General features: G+C 65.2%; 18 protein-coding genes. All 18 read left to right on the forward strand.

All coding sequences use genetic code 11. The features are described 5' to 3' along the window. Nucleotides 1–74 precede the first annotated feature (74 nt). The 18 genes from AB1446_04335 (at nt 75) to AB1446_04420 (ending at nt 21684) form a co-directional block, all read left to right on the forward strand. Nucleotides 75–1772: an energy-coupling factor transporter ATPase gene (locus AB1446_04335; GenBank protein MEW6546131.1), complete on the forward strand. Its 1698-nt coding sequence runs from the start codon at nt 75–77 to the stop codon at nt 1770–1772. Next, complete coding sequence (locus AB1446_04340) at nt 1750–2529, forward strand: energy-coupling factor transporter transmembrane component T (GenBank protein MEW6546132.1); 780 nt, start codon at nt 1750–1752, stop codon at nt 2527–2529. Before AB1446_04335 ends, AB1446_04340 begins: the two co-directional genes overlap by 23 nt. A 38-nt stretch (nt 2530–2567) precedes the next feature. Beyond that, the gene (locus AB1446_04345; GenBank protein MEW6546133.1) at nt 2568–3818 is read left to right on the forward strand and encodes an adenosylhomocysteinase; all 1251 of its coding nucleotides are present in this window, start codon (nt 2568–2570) and stop codon (nt 3816–3818) included. A 52-nt stretch (nt 3819–3870) separates the two neighbouring features. Next, nucleotides 3871–4680 carry a QueT transporter family protein gene (locus AB1446_04350; protein MEW6546134.1) on the forward strand — a complete coding sequence of 270 codons (810 nt, stop codon included), beginning with the start codon at nt 3871–3873 and terminating at the stop codon, nt 4678–4680. A 121-nt stretch (nt 4681–4801) separates the two neighbouring features. Next, nucleotides 4802–5608 carry an S-methyl-5'-thioadenosine phosphorylase gene (gene mtnP, locus AB1446_04355; GenBank protein MEW6546135.1) on the forward strand — a complete coding sequence of 269 codons (807 nt, stop codon included), beginning with the start codon at nt 4802–4804 and terminating at the stop codon, nt 5606–5608. A 53-nt stretch (nt 5609–5661) separates the two neighbouring features. Continuing rightward, nucleotides 5662–7017 carry an amidohydrolase gene (locus AB1446_04360; protein ID MEW6546136.1) on the forward strand — a complete coding sequence of 452 codons (1356 nt, stop codon included), beginning with the start codon at nt 5662–5664 and terminating at the stop codon, nt 7015–7017. A gap of 129 nt (nt 7018–7146) precedes the next feature. Continuing rightward, nucleotides 7147–8217: an N-acetylornithine carbamoyltransferase gene (locus tag AB1446_04365; protein MEW6546137.1), complete on the forward strand. Its 1071-nt coding sequence runs from the start codon at nt 7147–7149 to the stop codon at nt 8215–8217. Nucleotides 8218–8396: 179 nt separating this feature from the next. Next, on the forward strand, nt 8397–9341 hold the full coding sequence (gene arcC, locus AB1446_04370) for a carbamate kinase (GenBank protein MEW6546138.1): 945 nt from the start codon (nt 8397–8399) through the stop codon (nt 9339–9341). Nucleotides 9342–9417: 76 nt separating this feature from the next. Beyond that, entirely contained in the window at nt 9418–10434 is a 1017-nt protein-coding gene (locus AB1446_04375; GenBank protein MEW6546139.1) for an ornithine carbamoyltransferase, read from the forward strand. A gap of 19 nt (nt 10435–10453) precedes the next feature. Further along, nucleotides 10454–10870: a 4Fe-4S dicluster domain-containing protein gene (locus AB1446_04380; protein ID MEW6546140.1), complete on the forward strand. Its 417-nt coding sequence runs from the start codon at nt 10454–10456 to the stop codon at nt 10868–10870. Continuing rightward, complete coding sequence (locus AB1446_04385) at nt 10851–12716, forward strand: aldehyde ferredoxin oxidoreductase family protein (GenBank protein MEW6546141.1); 1866 nt, start codon at nt 10851–10853, stop codon at nt 12714–12716. Before AB1446_04380 ends, AB1446_04385 begins: the two co-directional genes overlap by 20 nt. Further along, nucleotides 12713–13504 carry a 4Fe-4S dicluster domain-containing protein gene (locus tag AB1446_04390; GenBank protein MEW6546142.1) on the forward strand — a complete coding sequence of 264 codons (792 nt, stop codon included), beginning with the start codon at nt 12713–12715 and terminating at the stop codon, nt 13502–13504. Before AB1446_04385 ends, AB1446_04390 begins: the two co-directional genes overlap by 4 nt. 2 nt (nt 13505–13506) lie before the next feature. Further along, nucleotides 13507–15441, forward strand: a complete 1935-nt coding sequence (locus AB1446_04395; protein MEW6546143.1) for an aldehyde ferredoxin oxidoreductase family protein — start codon at nt 13507–13509, stop codon at nt 15439–15441. A gap of 4 nt (nt 15442–15445) precedes the next feature. Further along, nucleotides 15446–16624, forward strand: coding sequence for a 4Fe-4S binding protein (locus tag AB1446_04400; protein ID MEW6546144.1), 1179 nt, complete (start codon nt 15446–15448; stop codon nt 16622–16624). 91 nt (nt 16625–16715) lie between these two features. Further along, nucleotides 16716–18596, forward strand: coding sequence for an aldehyde ferredoxin oxidoreductase family protein (locus tag AB1446_04405; protein MEW6546145.1), 1881 nt, complete (start codon nt 16716–16718; stop codon nt 18594–18596). Then, the gene (locus tag AB1446_04410) at nt 18587–18964 is read left to right on the forward strand and encodes a MoaD/ThiS family protein (protein ID MEW6546146.1); all 378 of its coding nucleotides are present in this window, start codon (nt 18587–18589) and stop codon (nt 18962–18964) included. The genes AB1446_04405 and AB1446_04410 overlap by 10 nt, the downstream gene beginning before the upstream one ends. Continuing rightward, complete coding sequence (locus AB1446_04415; GenBank protein MEW6546147.1) at nt 18934–20049, forward strand: BMP family ABC transporter substrate-binding protein; 1116 nt, start codon at nt 18934–18936, stop codon at nt 20047–20049. Before AB1446_04410 ends, AB1446_04415 begins: the two co-directional genes overlap by 31 nt. Nucleotides 20050–20145: 96 nt before the next feature. After that, on the forward strand, nt 20146–21684 hold the full coding sequence (locus AB1446_04420) for an ABC transporter ATP-binding protein (protein MEW6546148.1): 1539 nt from the start codon (nt 20146–20148) through the stop codon (nt 21682–21684). Nucleotides 21685–21706: the final 22 nt, after the last annotated feature.

A 21706-nucleotide genomic window follows, 5' to 3' on the forward strand; every position in this document is an offset into this window, starting at 1 on the left:
CGCTCTTCCCGCACGAACTATGATGGGGTGGACAGAGAGCGAGAGGTGACCGTATAGTGGGGCAAGCGTTGGTGATGGATGGGGTCAGGTTTCGATACAAGGATCAGTCTTCGCCGGCGCTCGACGGTGTCGATCTCGGGATTGGCGAGGGTGAGTTCCTGGTCGTAATGGGTCCCAGCGGGGCGGGCAAATCCACCCTTTGCTGTACCACGAACGGCCTCATCCCCCACTTCCTGAGGGGGAAATTCGAGGGCCGGGTGACGGTGCTGGGTAAAGATACACGGCAGGCAAGGGTCAGCCAGCTGGCACGTGATGTGGGCCTGGTTTTCCAGGATTTCGAGACCCAGCTCTTCTCCACCAACGTGGAACTGGAAGTGGCCTTCGGACCGGAGAACTTCGGGCTCCCCCGGCGGGAGATTGCGTCCCGGGTGCAAGAGGCCCTGGCAACCGTACGCCTGGCGGGGATGGAGAGACGGCCGCCCATGACGCTTTCCGGCGGCCAGAAACAGCGCCTGGCCATCGCTTCCGTGCTGTCCCTGGCTCCCCGCATCGTATGCATGGACGAGCCCACCACTGACCTTGACCCCATCGGAAAGCACGAGGTATTCGATGCGGCAGCTCGGCTGCGGTCAGCTCGGGACATCACCATGGTCATCGTGGAGCACGAAACCGAGGAAGCCCTGGCGGCCGACCGGCTCATCATCATGGAAAGAGGCCGCGTCAGCAGGGACGGACCCCCGCGGCGGGTCCTGGCTGATGTGGATGCCCTGGAGGCAGCGGGAATTCAACCCCTCCCCGTGGTCAGGCTGTTCCGCGATCTGGGGGAGCAGGATATTCCCTTTACGGTGGAGGAAGCCCTGGACTTCATGCGCACCCGGGGATGGCACCTGGACGGGGGCGCTTATGCCCGCCTGATGGCGGAGAAATCCCCTCCGGCGGCGGGTGATCCCATCATCGAGGTGAAGGGCCTGCATCATCGCTATCCCAACGGGTTGCTGGCCCTGGCGGGCATCGACCTTACGGTGCGCGAGGGCGAGTTCCTGGCCATCGTGGGCCAGAACGGTAGCGGTAAAACGACCCTGGTGAAGCACTTAAACGGGTTGCTGCTCCCCACTTCTGGTCAGGTGCTGGTGGGAGGCAGGGATACCAGCCGAACCGGGGTGTTCGAACTCAGCAAGCTGGTGGGCTACGTCTTCCAGAATCCCGACCACCAGATTTTCGCTGACACCGTGTTCGATGAGGTGGCTTTCGGACCCCGCAACTTCGGGGTTCCCGCCGGCGAGATAAAGGCGCGGGTCGAGGAGGCCCTGGCCGCGGTGGGGTTGACTGGTTACGAACAGGCCGACCCCTTTGCCCTCACCAAGGGGGAAAGGCAGCGGGTGGCGGTGGCGTCGGTGCTGGCCACGAAGCCCCGCGTAATCATCCTGGACGAGCCCACTACCGGTTTGGATTACCGGGAGCAGCAGGGCATGATGCAGCTCATCAGGAAGCTGAACGCCAGCGGCCACACCATCATCGTGGTCACCCATACCATGTGGGTGGTGGCCGAGTATGCCCACCGGGTGGTGGTGATGAAGGAGGGGGAGGTAATGTTCGACGGCCCCACCCGCGAAGTGTTTTCCCACGAAGCGGAATTGACCGAGGCGTTCCTGCGTCCTCCCCAGATCGTCAGGCTGGGTAATCGGCTGGGACACACCCTGCTAACCGTGGACGAGGCCAGGGCCTGCCTGGTGAAGGGAGGCGAAGGCGGTGGACGTGTATCTCTACCTTGACCGCAATAGCGCCATCCACCGCATGGATCCGCGGTCGAAGCTATTCATCCTGCTGATTGTGTTTGCCATGGCCGTGCTCTTCAACCATCCCCTGCCGCTGCTGGGATTGCTGTTCCTGGTGCTGGCCGTAGGTCAGGCCGCACGCGTGCTGGTGAACCTCAGGCGCATCTGGGTGATGCTGGCCACCATAGGCTTCCTGTCCACCCTTATCTGGTCTTTCTGGGCAGGCGGGCGGACGCCGCTGCTGGGTCCGGTAGAACTGGAGGCATTCCTGTACGGGCTGGCCACCGGTCTCAAGCTGGACACCATGGTGATCGCGGGAATGGTTTTCCTTTCTACCACCCGCAACGAGGAGATAACCACCGGACTGATCAGGCTGGGCACTCCCTTTCCGGTCAGTTTTGCTTTCTCTACCGCCCTGAGGTTGGTGCCCACTTTCATCGGGGCCAGCGTAACCGTTATCCAGGCCCAGCGATCGCGGGGTCTGGACATTGGCTCGGGCGGGTTCATCTCGCGGGTAAAGAAGCAGCTTCCCATGCTCATTCCCGTGTTCGTGACCGCCATCCGGGGTACCAACCAGCTGGCCATGGCCCTGGAGTCCAAGGGATTCGGCGCCCAGAAGGAGAGGACGTATTATCTGGAGATAGGTTTTCGGCCCCTCGATTACGCGGCCGTGGCCTGTTCGGTTGTACTGCTGGCGGCCACGGTTTTCTTAAAGCTGCGCGGGCTACTGGAAATCCCTGGGCTAGTCAGGTAGATAATAGTGACACACCAGCTTGAGGAGGGAGATTGATCGTGGCAAGCAGCATGGTGAGGAATCCGTCCCTGGCTCCCGGGGGGAGATTGAAGATCGAGTGGGTCAGCCAGCACATGCCTGTGCTGGCCGAGGTCAGGCGCCAGTTCGAGAGAGAACTTCCCTTCTCGGGGCTGACCGTGGGGGTGTGCCTGCACCTGGAGGCCAAGACTGCCTACCTGGCGCAGGTGATCCGGGCGGGCGGGGCCCGGGTGGCGGTCGCGGGGAGCAATCCCCTGTCCACCCAGGACGATGTGGCTGCTGCCTTGGCCGAGTCGGGGGTCCTGGTATACTCCTGGCACGACGCCACCCCGGAGGAGTATCACGGGTTCTTGCACCGGGTGCTGGACTCCGAACCAGACCTGATCATCGACGACGGCGCCGATCTGGTCACCCTCATCCACACCGAGCGGCAGGAACTGCTCGGGAGGGTCAGGGGGGCCTGTGAAGAGACCACCACCGGGATCCACCGCTTGCGTGCCATGGAGGCGCAGGGTGTCCTGGGCTTCCCCGTGGTGGCCGTCAACGATGCTTACTGCAAGCATCTGTTTGACAACCGGTACGGTACCGGCCAGGCTACGTGGGACGGCATCATGCGCGCCACGAATCTGGTGGTGGCGGGGAAGACGGCAGTGGTGGTGGGATACGGTTGGTGCGGCAAAGGGGTGGCCATGCGCGCCCGGGGCCTGGGAGCCCGCGTGATCGTGTGTGAGGTCGATCCCGTATATGCCATCGAGGCTATTATGGACGGCTTTCAGGTGATGCCTCTCCGGGAGGCCGCGCCCATGGGAGACTTTTTCGTCACGGTGACCGGAAACAGGGATGTCATCCGCCGGGAGCACTTCCAGCTGATGAAAGACGGTGCTATCCTGGCCAATGCGGGCCACTTCGACGTGGAGATCTCCAAGCCCGACCTGACCGACCTGGCCGTCTCCCGCCGGGTGGTGCGTCCGGGGGTGGAGGAGTACCGCCTGGCGGACGGGCGCCGGTTGCACCTTCTGGCCGAAGGCAGGCTGGTTAACTTGGCTGCGGCAGATGGTCATCCTGCGGAAATCATGGACCTTTCCTTCGGGTTGCAGGCTCTGGCCCTGCGCTACGTGTGCGAACACGGCCGGGACCTTGAGAACCGCGTCATCAGGGTCCCCCGCGAGATCGATGAGAGGGTGGCCCGGCTCTGGCTGAGGGGATGGGGGGTGAGCATCGACAGCCTGACTGTGGAACAGGAAGAGTACCTGCGTTCGTGGAGACTGTGACGACCGCGAGCCCCCCGCGGAAGTGGGTGGGGGGCGCAAGGAGGGTGCTGGGATGAAAGAACTCATCACCATGTGGCGGAACACCAAGATGGTGGTTCTGGTGGCTCTCACCGCGGCGGTGTACGCAGCTATCCTCATCCCGTTCAAGGGTATTCCGTTGATACCCGGGATCACCGAGGTGCGTCCGGCCAACGTGGTGCCGGTCGTGTTTTCATTGCTGTTCGGTCCGGCTGCCGCCTGGGGATCCGCCATCGGCAACCTCATCGGGGACCTGTTCGGGACCCTGGGACCGGGCAGCTTTTTCGGCTTCATCGGCAACTTCTTCTTCGGGCTGGTCCCCTATGCCATCTGGGGGCGCATGGGTGCGCTGTCTGCCGGTACCGAGCCGGACATGAGGTCGCGCCGGGGCCGGCAGGTGCTGGAGTTTGTGCTGGTTGCTTTCCTGGCCAGCACCATATGCGCGGTGATCATAGCCTGGGGGCTCGAGGTGCTCAGGATGTTGCCCTTTGCGGTGCTGGGTAATATCATCACCGTCAACAACTTCGTGGCCGCCATCATCCTGGGGCCCATCCTGCTGTACATCCTCTACCCGCGGGTCAAGCGCTGGGGCCTCTTGTGGACAGACATCATGCCCGAAGAGGATGTGGGGCGCAGGGCTCCCCGGGCCCGCACTGCCCTCTTGTGGCTGGGTGGAGTGGCGGCGCTGATCCTGGGCAACTACCTTTCCATCGGGGTATACCGGGCATCCGCCTTTGCGGCCGGTTTCGCCCAGTTCGGCAACCTGGCCGTGGTGGGGAAGTTGGGGATCGTGGGCGGGCTGGCCCCGCTTGTGTTCCTGATCCTCCTGGCCATGTTCCTGTGACGCGGGTGAGCAACGTCGTGCGGCCTCGACTGCCGCCGGGGACCAACGGGGAAGGCCCGGGCCCAGCCCGGGCCTTCCCTGCAGAAACGAAGGGTCGAGCGGGAACGAGCTCGGCTGCCTAATGGAGGAGGCGTTAAGCTTGCGGATCGCCATCATCGGAGGTACGGGTGTATACGACCCGGGCCTGTTAGGGGAGCGGGAGGAAAAGGTGGTACGAACCCCGTACGGGGAAGCTCACATCACCCTCGGGGTGTACAGGGGCGTAGAGGTCGCATTCCTGACCAGGCATGGCCCCCATCATTCGGTTCCCCCCCACCGGATCAATTACCGCGCCAACGTCTGGGCGTTGCGTCACCTGGGTGTTGAGCGCGTGCTGGCCACCGCGGCGGTGGGATCTCTCAACCTCGAGATGAAACCCGGAGATTTCGTGCTGGTGGACCAGTTCATCGACTTCACCCGCCGGCGGGAGTCCACGTTTTTTGAAGGAGGGGAAGCCGGCGTGGTGCACGTGGATTTTACCGAGCCCTACTGCCCCCAGTTGAGGGCCGTGTTGGCTCAGGCCGCCCGAGAGCTGGGGATAAGCGTACACGACGGGGGGGTCTACGTTTGTACCGAGGGACCCAGGTTCGAGACTCCCGCTGAAATCAGGGCCTTCCGGCGGCTGGGAGGAGACCTGGTGGGGATGACCAATGTCCCCGAGGTGGTGCTGGCCCGGGAAGCTAACCTGTGCTACGCGCTGGTGGCCATGGTGACCAACTTCGCAGCGGGCATTTCCCCGACCCCGCTCACCCATGAGGAAGTTCTCGAGGTCATGGCCGCCAATGCCCACCGCATCAGGTCGCTGCTCTGGCGGGCCGTGGAAGTGATTCCCGCTGAACGCAGTTGCCCGTGCGGCCAGGCGGCGGGTCCGGTTGCACCCGGCGGTTGAGATGCTCCCGCCGCCACGGACGCCTGACGGCCCGCTTCAGGGAGGTAAGGAGGGTGACAAAAGCGGGTGCCGGCGAGCGGTTGGTCATAACGGGGGCCACGGCGGTGACCATGACGGGGCCGTCGGGGATTATCCCGGACAGCGAGGTGGTGGTGGAAGGATCGTTCATTGTATCCGTGGGGCCCCGGGGGCAGGGTGCGGCCGCCCGGGAGCCGGGGACCCGGGTCATCGACGCCACCGGGAAAGTGCTCATCCCCGGGCTGGTAAATGCGCACACCCATGCCGCCATGTCCCTGCTACGGGGGTACGCCGAGGACCTTCCCCTGCAGGAGTGGCTACGGGAGAAGATCTGGCCCGCCGAGCAGCAGCTCACTCCCGAGGACGTGTACTGGGGGACCCTGCTCGCCATCGCCGAGATGATCCTTTCGGGCACCACCGCCTTCGCCGACATGTACTTTCACATGGACGAGGTGGCGTCGGCGGTGCGGCAGTCGGGCGCACGGGCTGCCCTGGCGCCGGGTATGGTGTCCGGAGGGGGCGGGGACGATGAACTGCTGGGGGCCGCGCGGCGGTTTGCGGCCCGCTGGCACGGCGCAGGGGATGGACGCATCACAGTGATGTTCGGGCCGCACGCCCCGTACACCTGTACGCCCGCTCTCCTGGGGCGGGTAAGCCAGCTTGCCCGGGAGATGGGGCTCCCCGTGCACATCCACCTGGCCGAAACCGAGGGAGAGGTGGCGGAGTGTCTGGTGAGGTACGGCAAGACTCCGCTCGGGGTGGTTCGCGAAGCGGGGTTGCTGGACGGCATACTGCTGGCTGCCCACTGCGTCCACCTGGAAGACGATGAGGTGGCGGCTCTGGCTTCCCTGCGTGGGGCCTGTGTCCACTGCCCGGTGAGCAATCTGAAGCTGGGGGCGGGGATAGCGCCGCTCCTGCGCCTGCTGGACGCGGGGGTACCGGTAGCTCTCGGCACAGACGGCGCCGCCAGTGCCGGGGCGCTGGACATGTTCACCGCCATGCGGGCCGCGGCGCTGCTTCCCCGGGGGATCCACGGCGACCCCACCCGGCCCACGGCCTATCAGGTACTGGAAATGGCTACCGTAGGAGGAGCCCGTGCCATCGGCCAGGGACATCATTTGGGCAAGCTGCAGCCCGGCATGAAAGCGGACCTGGTGATACTGGATATGCGCAGGCCCGGCACCTGGCCTGTCCACGACCTCTATGCCGGCATCGTGTACAGTGCAGGCCCGGCCAACGTGGAGACGGTGATTGTGGACGGCCGGCCGGTGTTCTTCGAGCGCCGGCTCCTCAACATCGACCTGTCTTCCGTGATGGCCGAGTGTGAGGCACGGGCTCGCCGGCTGGTTGCGGCGGGGCGCAGACGCAGAAGATGTTCTCACTTCGCATAATGAGAAGAGTGGAGACACGTCCTGAGTCGCGGGGAACAAGAGGGAGGCCGTTTTTGGGCAGGCACAGGTGGCATGGATTTTGCAAATGATGGATAGGCAGACGGGCTGGGGGCCGTGCCCCTGATCACCATGAGACACAGGAGGGAGAGAGACGACGTGAAGACGGACGTGTTCAAGGGGAGGGACTTCATCTCCGAACTGGAGTACACCCGTGAGGAGATTGAGACCATCCTGGAGGTGGCGTTCCGGCTCAAGGAGGACTACGCCATGCGCCGGCCCCACCGGTTGCTGGAAGGTAAGAACATGTTCTTGATCTTCTACAACCGGTCCCTGCGCACCCGCAACAGCTTCGAGGCTGGGTTTGCCCAGTTGGGCGGGCACGCCAACTACCTGGATGCGGACAAGGTGTACACCCCCGCCATCAAGGGGATGGAGAAGGCATACACCACCGAGCGGGTGGCGGACGTGGCACGGGTGCTTTCCCGGTACGGTGACGCCATCGCCATCCGCATTTACGGCAAGCCCACCGGATGGGTGTACGGCCGGGGCAACGAGTACATTCGGGAATTTGCCCGCTGGGCCGACGTCCCCGTGATCAACATGGAAGACGACATGTACCATCCCTGTCAGGCGCTGGCCGACATCATGACCATGAAGGAGAAGCTGGGTGACCTGAAGGGCAAGAAGATCGTGGTGAGCTGGGCTTACTCCCCGAGTGTGGAGAAGCCGGTGGCGGTACCCCAGAGCGCCATGGCCATTTCCAGCTTCTTCGGCATGGACATCGTGCTGGCTCACCCCGAAGGGTTTGAGCTGGATCCCATGGTGATCGAGAAGGTGAAGGAGAACCAGCGCAGGTTCGGGGGCACCTTCGAGATCGTGCACGACATGAAGAAGGCCTTCCGCGATGCCGACGTGGTGTATCCCAAGTGCTGGGGGGTGCTCAAGCACATCCCGCCGCAGGCCAAAGAGGCGGACTGGGACGCCATCCAGAAGCTGTTTGACGCCAACAAGCACTGGATCTGCGACGAGGAGACCCTGAAGCTCGCCAAGCCTGACGTGCTGTACATGCACTGCCTCCCGGCAGACCGCGGGTTCGAGGTCACGGACGAGGTAATCGACGGGCCCAACTCCGTGGTGTTTGACGAGGCCGAAAACAGGCTGCACGCCCAGAAGGCGGTCATGGCGCTCATCATGCAGTAGCCCTTGCCGGCGGCATCCGGCTGCCGGTAGGGCGGCAACGCACGCCGGCAGCCGGGGATGCCGCGGGTGGACTCGGGACCGATACGGGTTGCGGCGGGATGCGGCTGCCGGCGAGTGCGGCCCGCAGAGCCACCGGGCGGGGAACAATAGGGCCGACTGGAGAGCGGGAGGAGCCGGAAATGGATAAGGAGTTGGTGGTTATCGCCCTGGGAGGCAATGCCATCTTGCAGCCCGGGCAGCGAGGTACGGCAGAGGAACAATTTGAGAACGTGCGGGCCACCTGCCGGCAGATCGTGACGCTGCTGGCAGAGGGGTACCGGGTCGTGCTGACACACGGTAACGGTCCGCAGGTGGGGAACATCATCATCCAGAACCAGGCAACGGATGCGGTACCGGCCATGCCCATGGACGTCTGCGGAGCGAAGAGCCAGGGCATGATTGGCTACATGATTCAGCAGAGCCTGCATAACGAGCTGGTGCGGCGGGGGATGAACGGCTGGCCGGTGGCCAGCATCGTGACCCAGGTGGTGGTATCGGCGAACGATCCGGCGTTCCAGAAACCGACCAAGCCGGTGGGGCCGTTCTACGACGAGGAATATGCCAGGAAGAGGATAGGGGCGGGAGAGAGCTGGATCGAGGACGCCGGGCGGGGCTGGCGCAAGGTGGTGCCTTCGCCGGACCCGGTGGAGATTGTGGAGCTGGACGCGGTCCGGCAACTGGCGCGCGATCACGCCATCGTGATATGCACAGGTGGCGGTGGCATCCCGGTGGTCCGGGAACCGGATGGTACCCTGCGCGGGGTAGAGGCGGTTATCGACAAGGATCTGGGTGGGCAGCGCCTGGCTACGGGACTGGGCGCGGACGTGTTTATGATCCTGACGGACGTGGCCGCGGTTGCGGTGGACTGGGGCAAGCCCACACAGCGGTATCTTGCACGCCTCACGGTTGCGGAGGCGAGGGCGTTGCAGAAAGAAGGGCATTTCAAGCCCGGGAGCATGGGGCCAAAAGTGGAAGCCTGTTGCCGGTTCGTCGAGGCCGGTGGCCGGTGCGCCATCATCGCGTCGTTGAACCAGGCCCTGGAGGCCCTGGCCGGCAGCGCCGGTACGTGGGTGGTGCCCGCCTGAGGTCCCTCCGGGTATTGGAGGCGGCGGGTTCAATTGCCAATGGCAGTTGGCAGGAGCATTGAGGGGGGAACGAGAAATGTTTGAATTTGAAGGCAAAGACCTTCTGCGTACGCCCGACTGGCCGCGGGAGGCACTCGATCGGGTGATCGAGCTGGCCAAGGAGATGAAAGCAAACAGGTTCCATCCCCGTTACCTGGACCTTCTCAAGGGGAAGACCATGCTCATGCTGTTCTACTCTGAGTCCAGCCGCACCCGGCAATCCTTCGAGGCGGCGATGACCGAGCTGGGTGGTCACGCCCAGTTTCTTGAACCCCAGAAGATGCGCATCCAGACCAAGACTTACCGGGGCGAGGTGGTGAAGGATACCGCCCTGGTGATGTCCCGTTACGGCCAGGCGATCGGGATCAGGATTGCGGAGGACAAGCTGAGCTACTACGGGGAAGGGTACGCCCTTATCAAGGAGTACGCCGACCACGCCACCATCCCGGTGATCAACATGTGCGATGACACCTACCATCCCTGCCAGGCCCTGGCAGACCTCATGGCCCTGCAGGAGGCATTCGGGCAAAGAGAATTCCGGGGTAAGAAGTTCCTCCACGTGTGGGGTTACTCGCCCAGCAAGGCCCGGAGCTGGTGCTCGGTGCAGGAGAGCCTGCTCTTGCAGGCCCGCTATGGTTGGGACATCACCCTAGCCTACCCGCCCGGGTTCGACCTGGATCCCAAGATCATCGAGCAGGCGAAGTCTTACGCCGCCGAAGCGGGGGGCAAATTCGAGATTACCCACGACCTCGAGGAAGCTTACCGCGGCGCCCATGTGGTATACTCGCGCAACTGGATGAGCCCGCGGCGCTATGAGATCGGGATGGAGGAAGAACTGAAGAGCTACCAGCCATACCGGCACTGGTGCACCACGTCGGAACTGATGGCAAAGACTAACAACGCTTACTTCGTCCACCCCATGCCGATCGAGCGCGGGTTTGAGGTGACGGACGAAGTGGCCGATTCGGACCGCTCCTTGATCTACGAACAGGCGGAAAACCGCCTGCACGTGCAGAAAGCGATACTGGCCCTGGTCCTGGGAGCCCTCAAGTAGCAGGCAGGGAGGTATGCGCGTGGGGGGAGAGCACGGGGTTCTCGAGCACTATGAGGTTGATCCCAGGGAGTGCACGGGGTGCCGTTACTGCGAGGCGGCCTGCAGCCTGGAGCACTTCGGCAAAGTGGCTCCTTCCCTGGCCCGCGTGCGGGTGAGAAGGTACGACGACGGGCGGGACGAGGTGGTGATGTGCCGCAACTGTGCGGACCACCCCTGCGTGGGTTCCTGCCCCACGGGCGCGCTGGTGTTGCGGGACGGTCACGTCCACCTGGAGCGAGACCTGTGCGTCTCCTGCCGGGCCTGCCAGGAAGCGTGTCCCCACGGAGCGGTGTTCCTCCACCCACAGGAAGATTATCCCCTCATCTGCATCCAGTGCGGCACCTGTGCCACCTTTTGCCCGCCGGGGGTGATGCGGCTTGTACGGGTATGCGGGTAGAATCCTGCGGGTTGACCTGACCCGGGGGCAGGTGAAGAAGGAACCCCTGGACGAGAACCTCGTGCGCCGTTTCCTGGGGGGAACAGGATACGCTTCCTGGCTGCTTTACCAAGAGGTGGGGCCGGGGATTGATCCCCTGGGCCCGGAGAACAAGCTGTACTTCTTTACGGGGCCGTTCACAGGTACCCTTTGGCCCCAGGGGAACCGCTATGTGGTCACCACCCGGTCCCCCCTGACCGGCATATGGGGACAAGCTCATGCCGCCGGCCACTGGGCTCCCGCCCTCAAGTTTGCCGGGTACGACGGCCTGGTCGTGGAAGGGATGGCACCGCGGCCCGTTTATCTGTTCATTGAAGATGAGCGGGTGGACATACGGGATGCCGGTCATCTGTGGGGCAGGAACGTGCACGAGACGGAGGACATGCTGCTGGACGCTCACGGGGATGATTGCCGGGTGGCCAGCATCGGGCCCGCAGGTGAAAGGCAGGTGCTCGTGGCCGCCATCGTGAACGACCGCGACCGGGTGGCGGCGCGGTGCGGCGTGGGTGCCGTGATGGGGGCCAAGCGCCTGAAGGCCATCTGCGTGCGGGGTACGGGCGGGGTGGAGGTGGCCGACCCTGGCCGCTATCCCGAGTTCTGCCGGCGCATGGTGCAGAAGCTGCTCGACGACCCCATCGCAGGCACCCGGGTGGTCTACGGCACCGCCGGCCTCATGGAGATCATGTCCGACATCGGGCGGGTGCCCACCTGGAACCTGCGCTCGGGCGTGTTTCCCGCCGCGCGCCGCATCGGAGGCAGGCGCTTGCGGGACGAGTACCTGCTCAAGCCCCGGGCCGACTTCGCCTGTGCCCAGAGGTGCGGTCGTTACGTGGAGGTGCGGGAAGGCCGCTGGCGCTGCCGCACCGGCGGGCCCGAATTCGAGACGCTGGCCGCCCTGGGATCCCGGTGCGGGGTGGACGACCTGGAGGCGGTCATTTACGCCGGTTACCTGTGTAACGTGCTGGGGATGGACACCATCGGCGCCGGTGCCGTGATATCCTGGGCCATGGAAGCGTGGGAGCTGGGGTTGCTCCCCCGGGAGCTGGTGGGCGATCTGGACCTCAGTTGGGGCAACGCCCAGACCATGGTGGAGTTGACCCGGCGCCTGGCTTACCGGGAGGGGCTGGGGGACTTCCTGGCAGGCGGGTCGCTGCGGGCCGCGCGAGAACTGGGTGCCGAGGCGGAGAAGCTGGTGATGCACGTAAAGGGCATGGAAATCGCGGGCCAGGACCCCCGGGGGCAGAAGTCCATGGGACTGGCCATGGCGACTTCCGCCCGCGGTGCCGACCATCTCTACGCATTCCCCGTGCTGGACGAAGGAGGATTCGACGAGGAGATCCGCCGCGTTTACGGCCCGCAGTACATGCCGGAGATGGCCGACCGCCTGTCGCCCGTGCACAAGGGGCACATGGTGTATGTGAACGAGAACTGGGCGGCGGTGGTGGAGTCGGTGGGGGCATGTAAATACGGCACCATGGTGCCCCCCACCCTGGGATACGAGGAGGTGGCCGAAGGGTTGGCCCTCACCTGCGGCCTGGAGTACTCGGTTTCTGACCTGGAGAGGCTGGGCGAACGGGTGGTCAACCTGCAGCGCATGTACAACGTCAGGCTGGGCGTGCGGCGGGCCCAGGATACCCTCCCGGAGCGCCTGCTCAAGGAACCCGCTCCGGACGGGCCAGCCCGCGGCCAGGTCGTGGAACTGGACTACATGCTGGACGAGTACTACCGGGAGCGCGGGTGGGACCCCGATGGGGTCCCCACCCGGGACCGCCTGCTGCAACTGGGTTTGCCGGAGCTGGTAACGTGAAGGTCAGGGTTAAGGTGGCGGGGCCCCTGCAACAGTTTTACCCGCCGGGCGAGGGGGAGGTGGAACTCGCCGGGGCTGCGAGCGTGGCGCGGCTCATCGACACTCTGGGGCTGCCCCGCTTCCCTCCCATCGTGGTGGTGGTGAACGGCAGGTACGCGACAGAAGATACCCTTCTGGCTGACGGAGACCGCGTCTTTCTCCTGTGGCCGGTAGGTGGGGGGCAGGGTGGGGCGTGCCGCAGGACGGGTGCCGGCCGGGGTCCAGAAGAAGGATTGGTCCAACCGTTAGGGGGGAAGAACGTGCAGAAAGTGCTGCTGGTGTGGCCGGAGAAGTGCACGGGCTGCCGGGTCTGCGAACTCGCCTGCTCGTGGGAACATGAGAAGGTCTTCAGTCCCGCCCTTTCCCGCATCCAGGTGGTGTCCTGGAAGCGGGAGGGGGTCGATGTGCCCATGGTGTGCCAGCAGTGCCAGACCGCCCTGTGCATGGAAGCGTGCACGGCCCGGGCCATCAGCCGGGACCCCGACACGGGGGCGGTACTGGTAGACCAGCGGCGGTGCATCGGGTGTCACATGTGCGTGCTGGCCTGTCCCTTCGGGGGCCCGGCCATCCACCCCGAGACGGGGAAGATCATGAAGTGTGACCTGTGCGGGGGGAACCCCCGCTGTGCCCAAATGTGCCCCGTGGGGGCCATCGAGTACGTGCGGGCCGACCGGGTGGGGCTGGCGCGGAAGCGGGCCAGCCTGGGCTATCTCACCCGCTACCTCGAGCTGGCGGTTAAGGAGGGGTGAGCGTGGCGTACGGCGGTTACCAGGGGTGCTTTTTGGACGTGGATCTTTCCGCGGGCAGGGTGGAAGCTCACCCCGTCCCGGAAGAGATGCAGCGCATGTACCTGGGCGGAGACGGGGTGGCGGCCCGCATCCTGTGGGACCAGGTGCGACCGGGGGTCGATCCCCTGGGACCGGAAAACGTGCTGGTCATAGCCACGGGTCCCCTCACCGGCACCCTGTTTCCTCCCTCGGGACGCTGGATGGCTGCCTCCCTTTCACCCCTCACCTTCCACTGGGGGGAGGCCCATGCCGGGGGCTTCTTCGGGGCGGAGTTGAAGTACGCCGGTTACGACTACCTGGTGATCCGGGGTAAGGCATCCGAACCGGTCTGGCTTTGCATCCATGACGGGCGTGCCGAGCTGCGATCTGCTGCCACCCTGTGGGGCAGAACCGTGCCGGAGACCACTGCGGCAATTACCGGTGAACTGGGTGACCCCGACGTCAAGGTGGCGTGCATTGGTCCGGCCGGGGAGAAGCTGGTGCGGTATGCGGCCATTATGTCCGATTACTGGCGCGCAGCCGGACGCACGGGCATGGGAGCGGTGATGGGCTCCAAGAACCTGAAGGCCATTGCCGTGCGGGGGTTTCTGCCCGTGCGGGTGGCAGACCCGGATGGGTTCTGGGCTGCCTGCCAGGAGGCCCACCGGGCCCACCGCGAGGGAGAGTGGGCCGAGTACGTCCGCCGCACCTCCCGTCGGTACGGCACCACGGGGCTGACGGATGCCATGAACGCCATCGGCCGCCTTCCCGTGAAGAACCACCAGGACGGGTACATCCCGGACGTGGAGCGGGTGGGGTGCGAGGCCATCAGGCAAAAGTACCGGGTGGCCCACAAGTCCTGCTACGGGTGCGCCCTGCAGTGCAAGTACGTCTCCCACGTGCCTTCGGGGCCGTACCAGGGCACCCGTTCTGAGGGTCCCGAGTACGAGACCGTGGACGCCTGGGGCCCCAACATCCTGGTGTACGACCTGGATGTGGTCATGCGGGCCAACTACCTCTGTAACATTTACGGCCTGGACACCATCTCGGCGGGGGCGGCCGTTGCCTTCGCCATGGAGCTTTACGAGCGGGGACTGATCGGTAAAGAAGAGACGGGCGGAACGGAGATCCGCTGGGGCGACGGACAGGTGGCGTTGGATCTCCTGGAGCAGATTGCCCGCCGAGAGGGGTTCGGGCGGCTGCTGGGCGAGGGGTGCGAACTGGCAGCCCGGCAACTGGGTGGCGAGGCCTGGCGCTATTCCATCTCGGTGAACGGGCTGGAGGCATCGGGCCAGGATCCCCGCTCCCACAAGTCGGTGGGTTGCACGTACGCTACCAACGTGCGGGGCGCCGACCACTTGCGCAGTCTTTCCGTCATCGACGAGCTGGGGTTCCGGTCCAAGGCCATCGAGCGTTTCCCGCACCTGGATCCCGGCATCTGTGGTGACCTGCTGGACGAGACGTACAAGGGTTACATGGTGGCGGACCAGGAAGAGTGCTTTGCGGTGTGCGATTCCATGATCCTGTGCAAATACGGGGTGATGTGGCCGCCCATCTACTATTTCCCGGAGTTTGCCCGCGCCATTTCCACCGCCACGGGCATGAGGGAGTATGGGGATCCCGAGGCGGTGCGTCTGCTCGGGCGCCGCATCTGCCACCTGCGGCGGGCATTCAACGTGCGACTGGGTTGGGACCGCTCCCGCGATACTCTGCATCCCCGTTTCACGCAGGAGCCCATGCCCAGCGGGCCGGCCAGGGGCCAGGTCTGCAACCTGGAGCCCATGCTGAGGGAGTACTACGAAGTATTCGGCTACGATCAGGCCACCGGGCTCCCCTACCGGGAAACCCTTGAGCAGGTGGGGCTTTCGGACGTGGCAGACGAACTGGCCCGTGCGGGCCGGCTGGCGCAGAGGGGGTGAGGGGTTGGCCGATCTGCGGGTGAGGATAGCGGGGATTGAGTTCCCCAACCCGGTGTTCACGGCTGCCGGGCCCCCCTCCCAGGATGGCGCCGCCCTGCTGCGGGCGGCGGCAGGGGGTGCCGGGGGCCTGGTGTGCAAGACGGTATCCCTGAAGCCGGCGCCTGTGCCCCATCCGAACATGATGGTTCCCGGGCGCGGGCGCACCATGCACCTCATCTCCGTGGGTGCGGGCGGGGGGCTGGCCAAAGTGGTACGGGCCGAGTTGCAACTGGGCCAGGCCCTGCTCAACACGGAACTGTGGTCCGACCTGCCCCTGGAGCGGTGGCTGCAGGTGGAGTATCCCCGCGCCCGCCAGGCCGGGCTGCCCGTGATCGCCAGTATCGGTTACACCGCTGACGAGGTGCGCGAGGTGGGTCCCCGGGTCGAGGCAGCGGGGGTGGACGCCATCGAGTTTTCCGTCCACTACCTGGGGGGCGCCATCGACCCCGTGCTGGAGACCGCCCGTGCTCTGCGCGATGCCGTCAGCGTGCCCATCTTCGCCAAGCTTTCCCCCAACGTGCCCGACCTGGTGGCGGTGGCGCGGGCCATTGATCCTTACGTGGACGGGTTCGTGGCTATCAATTCCCTGGGACCGTGCCTGGACTTCGATCCCGAGAACCCGGCACCTTACCTGGGCAGCAAGCTGGGGTACGGGTGGATATCCGGGGCGCCGCTGAAGCCCCTGGCCCTGCGTTGTGTGTTCGAGCTGGCGCGGGCTACTCCCAAACCCGTGATCGGGGTGGGCGGGGTGATGAGCGGGCGGGACGCCGTGCAGTTCCTCATGGCCGGGGCGTGGGCGGTGCAGATCTGTACGGGGGCCATCCTGCAGGGACCGGGGGTGTACGGGCGCGTGGCCGGAGAACTTGCTGCCTGGCTGGACGGCCACGGCTACCGGTTCCCGGAGGAGATCCGCGGCAAGTACATCCGGGCGGTGGGCGAAGGGCAGGCCGTCAAGTTGGAGGTTACGCCAGCCCGGGTGGATGAGGACCGCTGCACGGGGTGCGGGCTGTGCGTGCCCAGTTGCCCGGCCCAGGCTATATCTCAGGAGGGCATGCGGCCGGTAAGCGTGGACGAACTCAAGTGCCAGGGTTGCGGGCTGTGCGGGAGCATCTGCCCGCAGGGTGCCATGAGCCGCCCCTACTGATCCACCCCTACTTACCCGGACCGCCGCCGTCGCCCGTTCATGCTCGCATCGCCGTGTCATTTGCCGACTACGGAGAGGAGGAGAAGGACCGGTGGCAGGGGTTTCGTACCAGGGTACCATCCTGTGGGTGGACCTCAGCCGGGGTACCGTGGAGGGCAGGACATTTTCCGAATCACTTCAGCGTGCTTACCTGGGGGGCAGGGCACTGGCCGCCCGGCTCCTCTACGACCTGGTGCCACCCCAAGCCGATCCCCTGGGGCCGGAAAACGTGGTCGTGGTGGCGACCGGACCCATCACCGGCACCCTGGCTCCTGCCTCCGGCCGCTTCACGGTGGCGGCGGTCTCGCCCAAGACCGGCCTGATAGGCTACGCCAACTCAGGCGGTCACTTCGGGCCGGAGATGAAGCTGGCGGGATTTGACGCCCTGGTCATCACGGGTTCCAGCCCCGAACCCGTGTACCTGTACCTGAGCGATGGCAGGGCCGCACTGCTCCCCGCCCGCGAGATGTGGGGACAGGGGTTGTTCCGGACGTGGGCAATGCTGGAGGAAAGGCACGGTCCCGGCGTGCACTACCTGGGTATCGGTCCGGCAGGCGAGAACCAGGTGCTGGTATCCGCAGTGATGAACGACGGCTGGGATGCGCAGGCACGTCCTGCCCTGGGGGCGGTGTGGGGGGCCAAGAAGCTGAAGTGCATTGCGGCCCATGGCACCGGGAAGGTGAAGGTGGCTGACCCGGAGGGTTTTCTGGATGCGGTGCGGGACGCCTACCGCAAAATCATGGCCGACAAGACGTACCCCGATTTTTCCAAGTACGGGACCTCTATCCTGGTAGACATCGCCCAGGCCAGCGGCGGGCTTTCTACCCGCAACGCCCAGGAGGGCGTGTTCGAGCACTACGACCGCATATCCTCGCGTCGGATGCACGCTGACCACACGGTGGGGAAAAAGGCTTGCTGGGGGTGTCCCCTCCACTGCAAGAACTACGTGGAGGTGAGGAGCGGCCCCTACCGGATGCGGGGTGGGGGACCGGAGTACGAGACCCTGGTGTGCCTGGGGTCGCGAGTGGGGCTGGGCGACCTGGGAGCCATCCTGTACGCCAACCACATCTGCAACGACCTGGGGCTGGACACCATCTCGGCCGGTACGGCCATTTCCTTCCTGATGGAAGCGTCCCAGCGTGAGCTCATCCCGGAGAGGCTCCCCTGGGGGGATGCCCAACTGGTCATCGACCTCCTGAAGAAGATGGCGTACCGGGAGGGGTTGGGGGAACTGGCCGGGCAGGGGGTGGCCCGCCTGCGCCAGGCCATCGCCGGTTCGGACGAGTTCGCCCTCGAGGTGAAGGGTCTGGAACTTCCCGCCTTTGACGTGCGCACGGGAAAGGGCTTCGGGTTGTCTGAGGCAACTGCCAACCGGGGAGGGGACCACCTCACCGCGCTACCCAATTTTGAACTGCTGGGGATGAGCGAGCAGGAAGGAGAGCACTGGTTCGGGAATCCTTATTGCGTTGATCCGTATACGGAGCGGGGCAAGGTTCCCATGGTCCTCTGGCACGAATACTTTGCCATGCTGTGCGACTCCGCAGAAATATGCAAGTACACCACCTTTGCCACGTACGCCCTGTTGCCCCGGGATTTGGCCCGTTTCATCACCCTGGCGACGGGTGAAGAACGGACGGAAGCAGAGTTGATGTATCTCGCCGAGCGGGCCTACAACCTGGAGCGGCTGTTCAACATCCGCAGGGGGATGGTCCCGGCCCGGGACGATCGCCTGCCCCGTCGATACACTCGCGACCCGCTTCCGCACGGGCCGGCGCGGGGTCAGGTGGTCCATCTGGAAACCATGCTCCCCGAATACTACCGGGCCCATGGCTGGGACCAGCGGGGAGTACCTTTGCCCGAAACCCTGCGCCGTCTGGGTCTGGATAAAGAGGCTGCCCAGGCGCTGGGGGGTGGCACCGGGCAGTGCGGGTGAAGCTGCGCAATTACGGGTACTACGCCGACCTGCTGGGAGGGCCGCTGGTGGAACTGGAGATCCCGGGCAGCACCCTGGGGGATCTCTTTACGGCCATCAGGTCCCGGTTCGGGGTCGACCTCGGGGCGCGGCCTAACCTGCGGCTGATCGTGGGAGAGAAGGTTTTACACTCTTTTCCCGCGGGGTTCAGGCTGGAAGAGGGTGCGGAGGTGGCCATCGTTCCGGTGGTGGCAGGAGGAGATTGGGTTGTGCGGGAGGAGGTGAGTATGGGACGGCGTTCGGTGGTGTCTCGGCATCGGGGAACGGCCATTCGTTCTGCAAGAGGGGAGGAGAGGGAATGCACCGGAGGATACTCGTCACCGGGCTGATACTCCTTTTGCTGGTAGCGTTTGTGACGGCGTGCACGAGCAAGCCAGCCGAGCCGCAGCAGCCCGCCAAGCCAGCGGAGGAGCCCAAGGAGATCAACGTGGGATTCATTTACGTGGGCCCGGTGGGGGACGCCGGATGGACCTGGGCCCATGACCAGGGGCGCCAGTACCTGGAGAAGAACCTGCCCGGCGTGAAGACGCACTTCATCGAATCGGTACCGGAGGGAGCCGACTGCGAGCGGGAGATCCGGCGGCTGGTGGAGGAGAAGAACTGCAAGGTGGTTTTCACCACCAGTTTCGGGTTCATGGACGGCACGCTCAACGTGGCCAAGGAGTACCCCGATCGCGTGTTCATGCACTGCTCGGGGTACAAGATGTCGGACAACATGGGGAACTACTTCGGCCGCATGTACCAGCCCCGGTACCTGGCGGGGATCGTGGCCGGCAAGATGACAAAGTCCAACAAGATCGGCTACGTGGCTGCGTTCTCCATCCCCGAGGTGGTGCGCGGGATCAACGCCTTCACCCTGGGAGTGCGTTCGGTTAACCCCAAGGCTACGGTGAAAGTGGTCTGGACCAACACCTGGTACGACCCGGCCAAGGAGAAGGAAGCCGCCAAGAGCCTGCTGGCGGTGGGCTGCGACGTCATCGCCCAGCACCAGGATACACCAGGTCCGGTGCAGGCGGCCGAAGAGGCGGGCAAGTACGGCATCGGGTACAACTCCGACATGTCCAAGTTTGCCCCCAAGGCCCACCTCACCGCGCCCGTATGGAACTGGGGTCCTTACTACGTGCGGGTGGTCAAGTCCGTCATGGACAAGACCTGGAAGCCCGAGGCGTACTGGGGTCCCATGTCTGATGGCATCGTGGGTCTGGCACCCTTGGGTCCCATGGTCCCCGAAGACGTCAAGAAGCTGGTGGAGGAGAAAAAGCAGGAGATCCTGTCCGGGAAGTGGGACGTGTTCACGGGGCCCATCAAGGACCAGTCGGGCAAGGTTCGGGTGGCCGAGGGTCAGAAGATGACGGACCAGGAGATGCTCAGCTTCGACTGGTTCGTCGAGGGCGTGGAAGGTACCATCAAGTAATCGGTAGTGTGGAGGTAGCCCCGGCGCCGTTCCGCGCCGGGGCTGCCTGATAAACGGGCGGGGGTGAGCCGTTTGGCCGGGGAAATCCTGGTCGAGATGCGGGGCATCACCAAGCGCTTTCCGGGAGTGCTGGCTAACGACGGGGTGAACCTGTCGGTGCAGGCGGGGGAGGTGCACGCCCTCCTGGGCGAGAACGGGGCGGGCAAGACCACCCTGATGAGCGTCCTCTCCGGCCTGTATCAGCCTGATGCGGGGGAAATCCTGGTGGAGGGCAGGCCCGTAGTCTTTCGATCACCGCGGGACGCCATCCGGGCGGGCATCGGGATGGTGCACCAGCACTTCCGCCTGGTGGAGCCGTTCACGGTGGCAGAGAACGTCACCCTGGGGCTCGACCGGCCCCGATTCGCACTGGACCTGGGCAGGGTGGAAGCGGAAGTGGCCAGGCTGGGGGACCGGCACGGCCTGAAAGTTGACCCCCGTGCGCGCATCTGGCAGCTTTCCGTGGGGGAGCAGCAGCGGGTGGAGATCCTCAAGATGCTTTACCGGGGTGCCCGGGTGCTGATCCTGGACGAACCCACCGCGGTGCTCACCCCTCAGGAGGCGCGAGAGCTTTTCGCCGTGCTGCGCCAGATGGCCGCCTCCGGGCGGGCCATCGTGTTCATAAGCCACAAGCTGCAGGAAGTGATGGAGGTAGCCGACCGCATTACCGTGTTGCGGGGTGGCCGCAACGTGGCTACCCTGGCCAAGGCCGCCACCACCCCGCGGGAACTGGCCCACCTCATGGTGGGGAGGGAAGTCTCGGTTTCTTATGACCGTGCGGACCGCCCCCCGGGGGAGGTGCTGCTTTCCCTGGAGGGCGTGGAAGCCATGAGCGACCGCGGCTTCCTGGCCCTGCGGGGTCTCTCCCTCAAGGTGCACGCCGGAGAAATCGTGGGCATCGCGGGAGTGTCGGGGAACGGGCAGCGAGAACTGGCCGAGGTGATCAGCGGGCTGCGCCCGGTGGTGGGGGGCACCGTCAGGGTGGGGGGCAGGGAGCTCACCGGCTGCCACCCGGCCCGCATCATCGAGTGTGGCCTGAGCCTGATCCCTGAGGACAGGCTGGGCACGGGCCTGGTGCCCACCCTGCCCGTGTGCGATAACGTGATCCTCAAGGGGTATCGCCGTCCCCCCATTTGCCGGGGTGCCTTTTTGCAGTGGGCGGAGATCAGGCGGCAGGCCCGCAGTCTGGTGGAGGAATTCGCGGTCAAGGTGCCCAGCCTGGATGCGCCGGTGCGCAAGCTTTCCGGCGGCAACCTCCAGCGCCTCTTGCTGGCCCGCGAGATATCGGCCAGGCCCCGCGTGATGGTGGCCGTGCATCCCACCCGGGGGCTGGACGTAGGCGCCACGGCAGGGGTGCATGGCCTCCTGCTGCAACAGAGAGATGCGGGAGCGGCTATCCTCCTCATTTCCGAGGATCTCGATGAGATCATGGCCCTGTCCGACCGCATTGCCGTTATGTATGAGGGACAGATCGTGGGAGAAGTGATGGCCCGAGAGGCACGTTTGGAGGAGATAGGTTTGATGATGGCGGGCGTACGTCCCCGCTCGACAGGTCCCGATGAGGCGGAGGCTGGCCAGGGAGGTGCGACGGGATGAGGTTGCCAGAGGATGGCGGCGG

This window comes from Bacillota bacterium (genome assembly GCA_040757085.1).
In the GTDB taxonomy this organism is placed as follows: domain Bacteria; phylum Bacillota; class Sulfobacillia; order JACIYH01; family JACIYH01; genus JACIYH01.

Bases quoted from the DNA above. Each gene is read 5' to 3' on its own strand.
- AB1446_04365 (MEW6546137.1), top strand. From the start codon at position 7,147: ATGAGACACAGGAGGGAGAGAGACGACGTGAAGACGGACGTGTTCAAG.
- arcC (MEW6546138.1), top strand. From the start codon at position 8,397: ATGGATAAGGAGTTGGTGGTTATCGCCCTGGGAGGCAATGCCATCTTG.
- AB1446_04375 (MEW6546139.1), top strand. From the start codon at position 9,418: ATGTTTGAATTTGAAGGCAAAGACCTTCTGCGTACGCCCGACTGGCCG.
- AB1446_04420 (MEW6546148.1), top strand. From the start codon at position 20,146: ATGCGGGGCATCACCAAGCGCTTTCCGGGAGTGCTGGCTAACGACGGG.
- AB1446_04415 (MEW6546147.1), top strand. From the start codon at position 18,934: ATGCACCGGAGGATACTCGTCACCGGGCTGATACTCCTTTTGCTGGTA.
- AB1446_04335 (MEW6546131.1), top strand. From the start codon at position 75: ATGGATGGGGTCAGGTTTCGATACAAGGATCAGTCTTCGCCGGCGCTC.
- AB1446_04350 (MEW6546134.1), top strand. From the start codon at position 3,871: ATGAAAGAACTCATCACCATGTGGCGGAACACCAAGATGGTGGTTCTG.
- mtnP (MEW6546135.1), top strand. From the start codon at position 4,802: ATGGAGGAGGCGTTAAGCTTGCGGATCGCCATCATCGGAGGTACGGGT.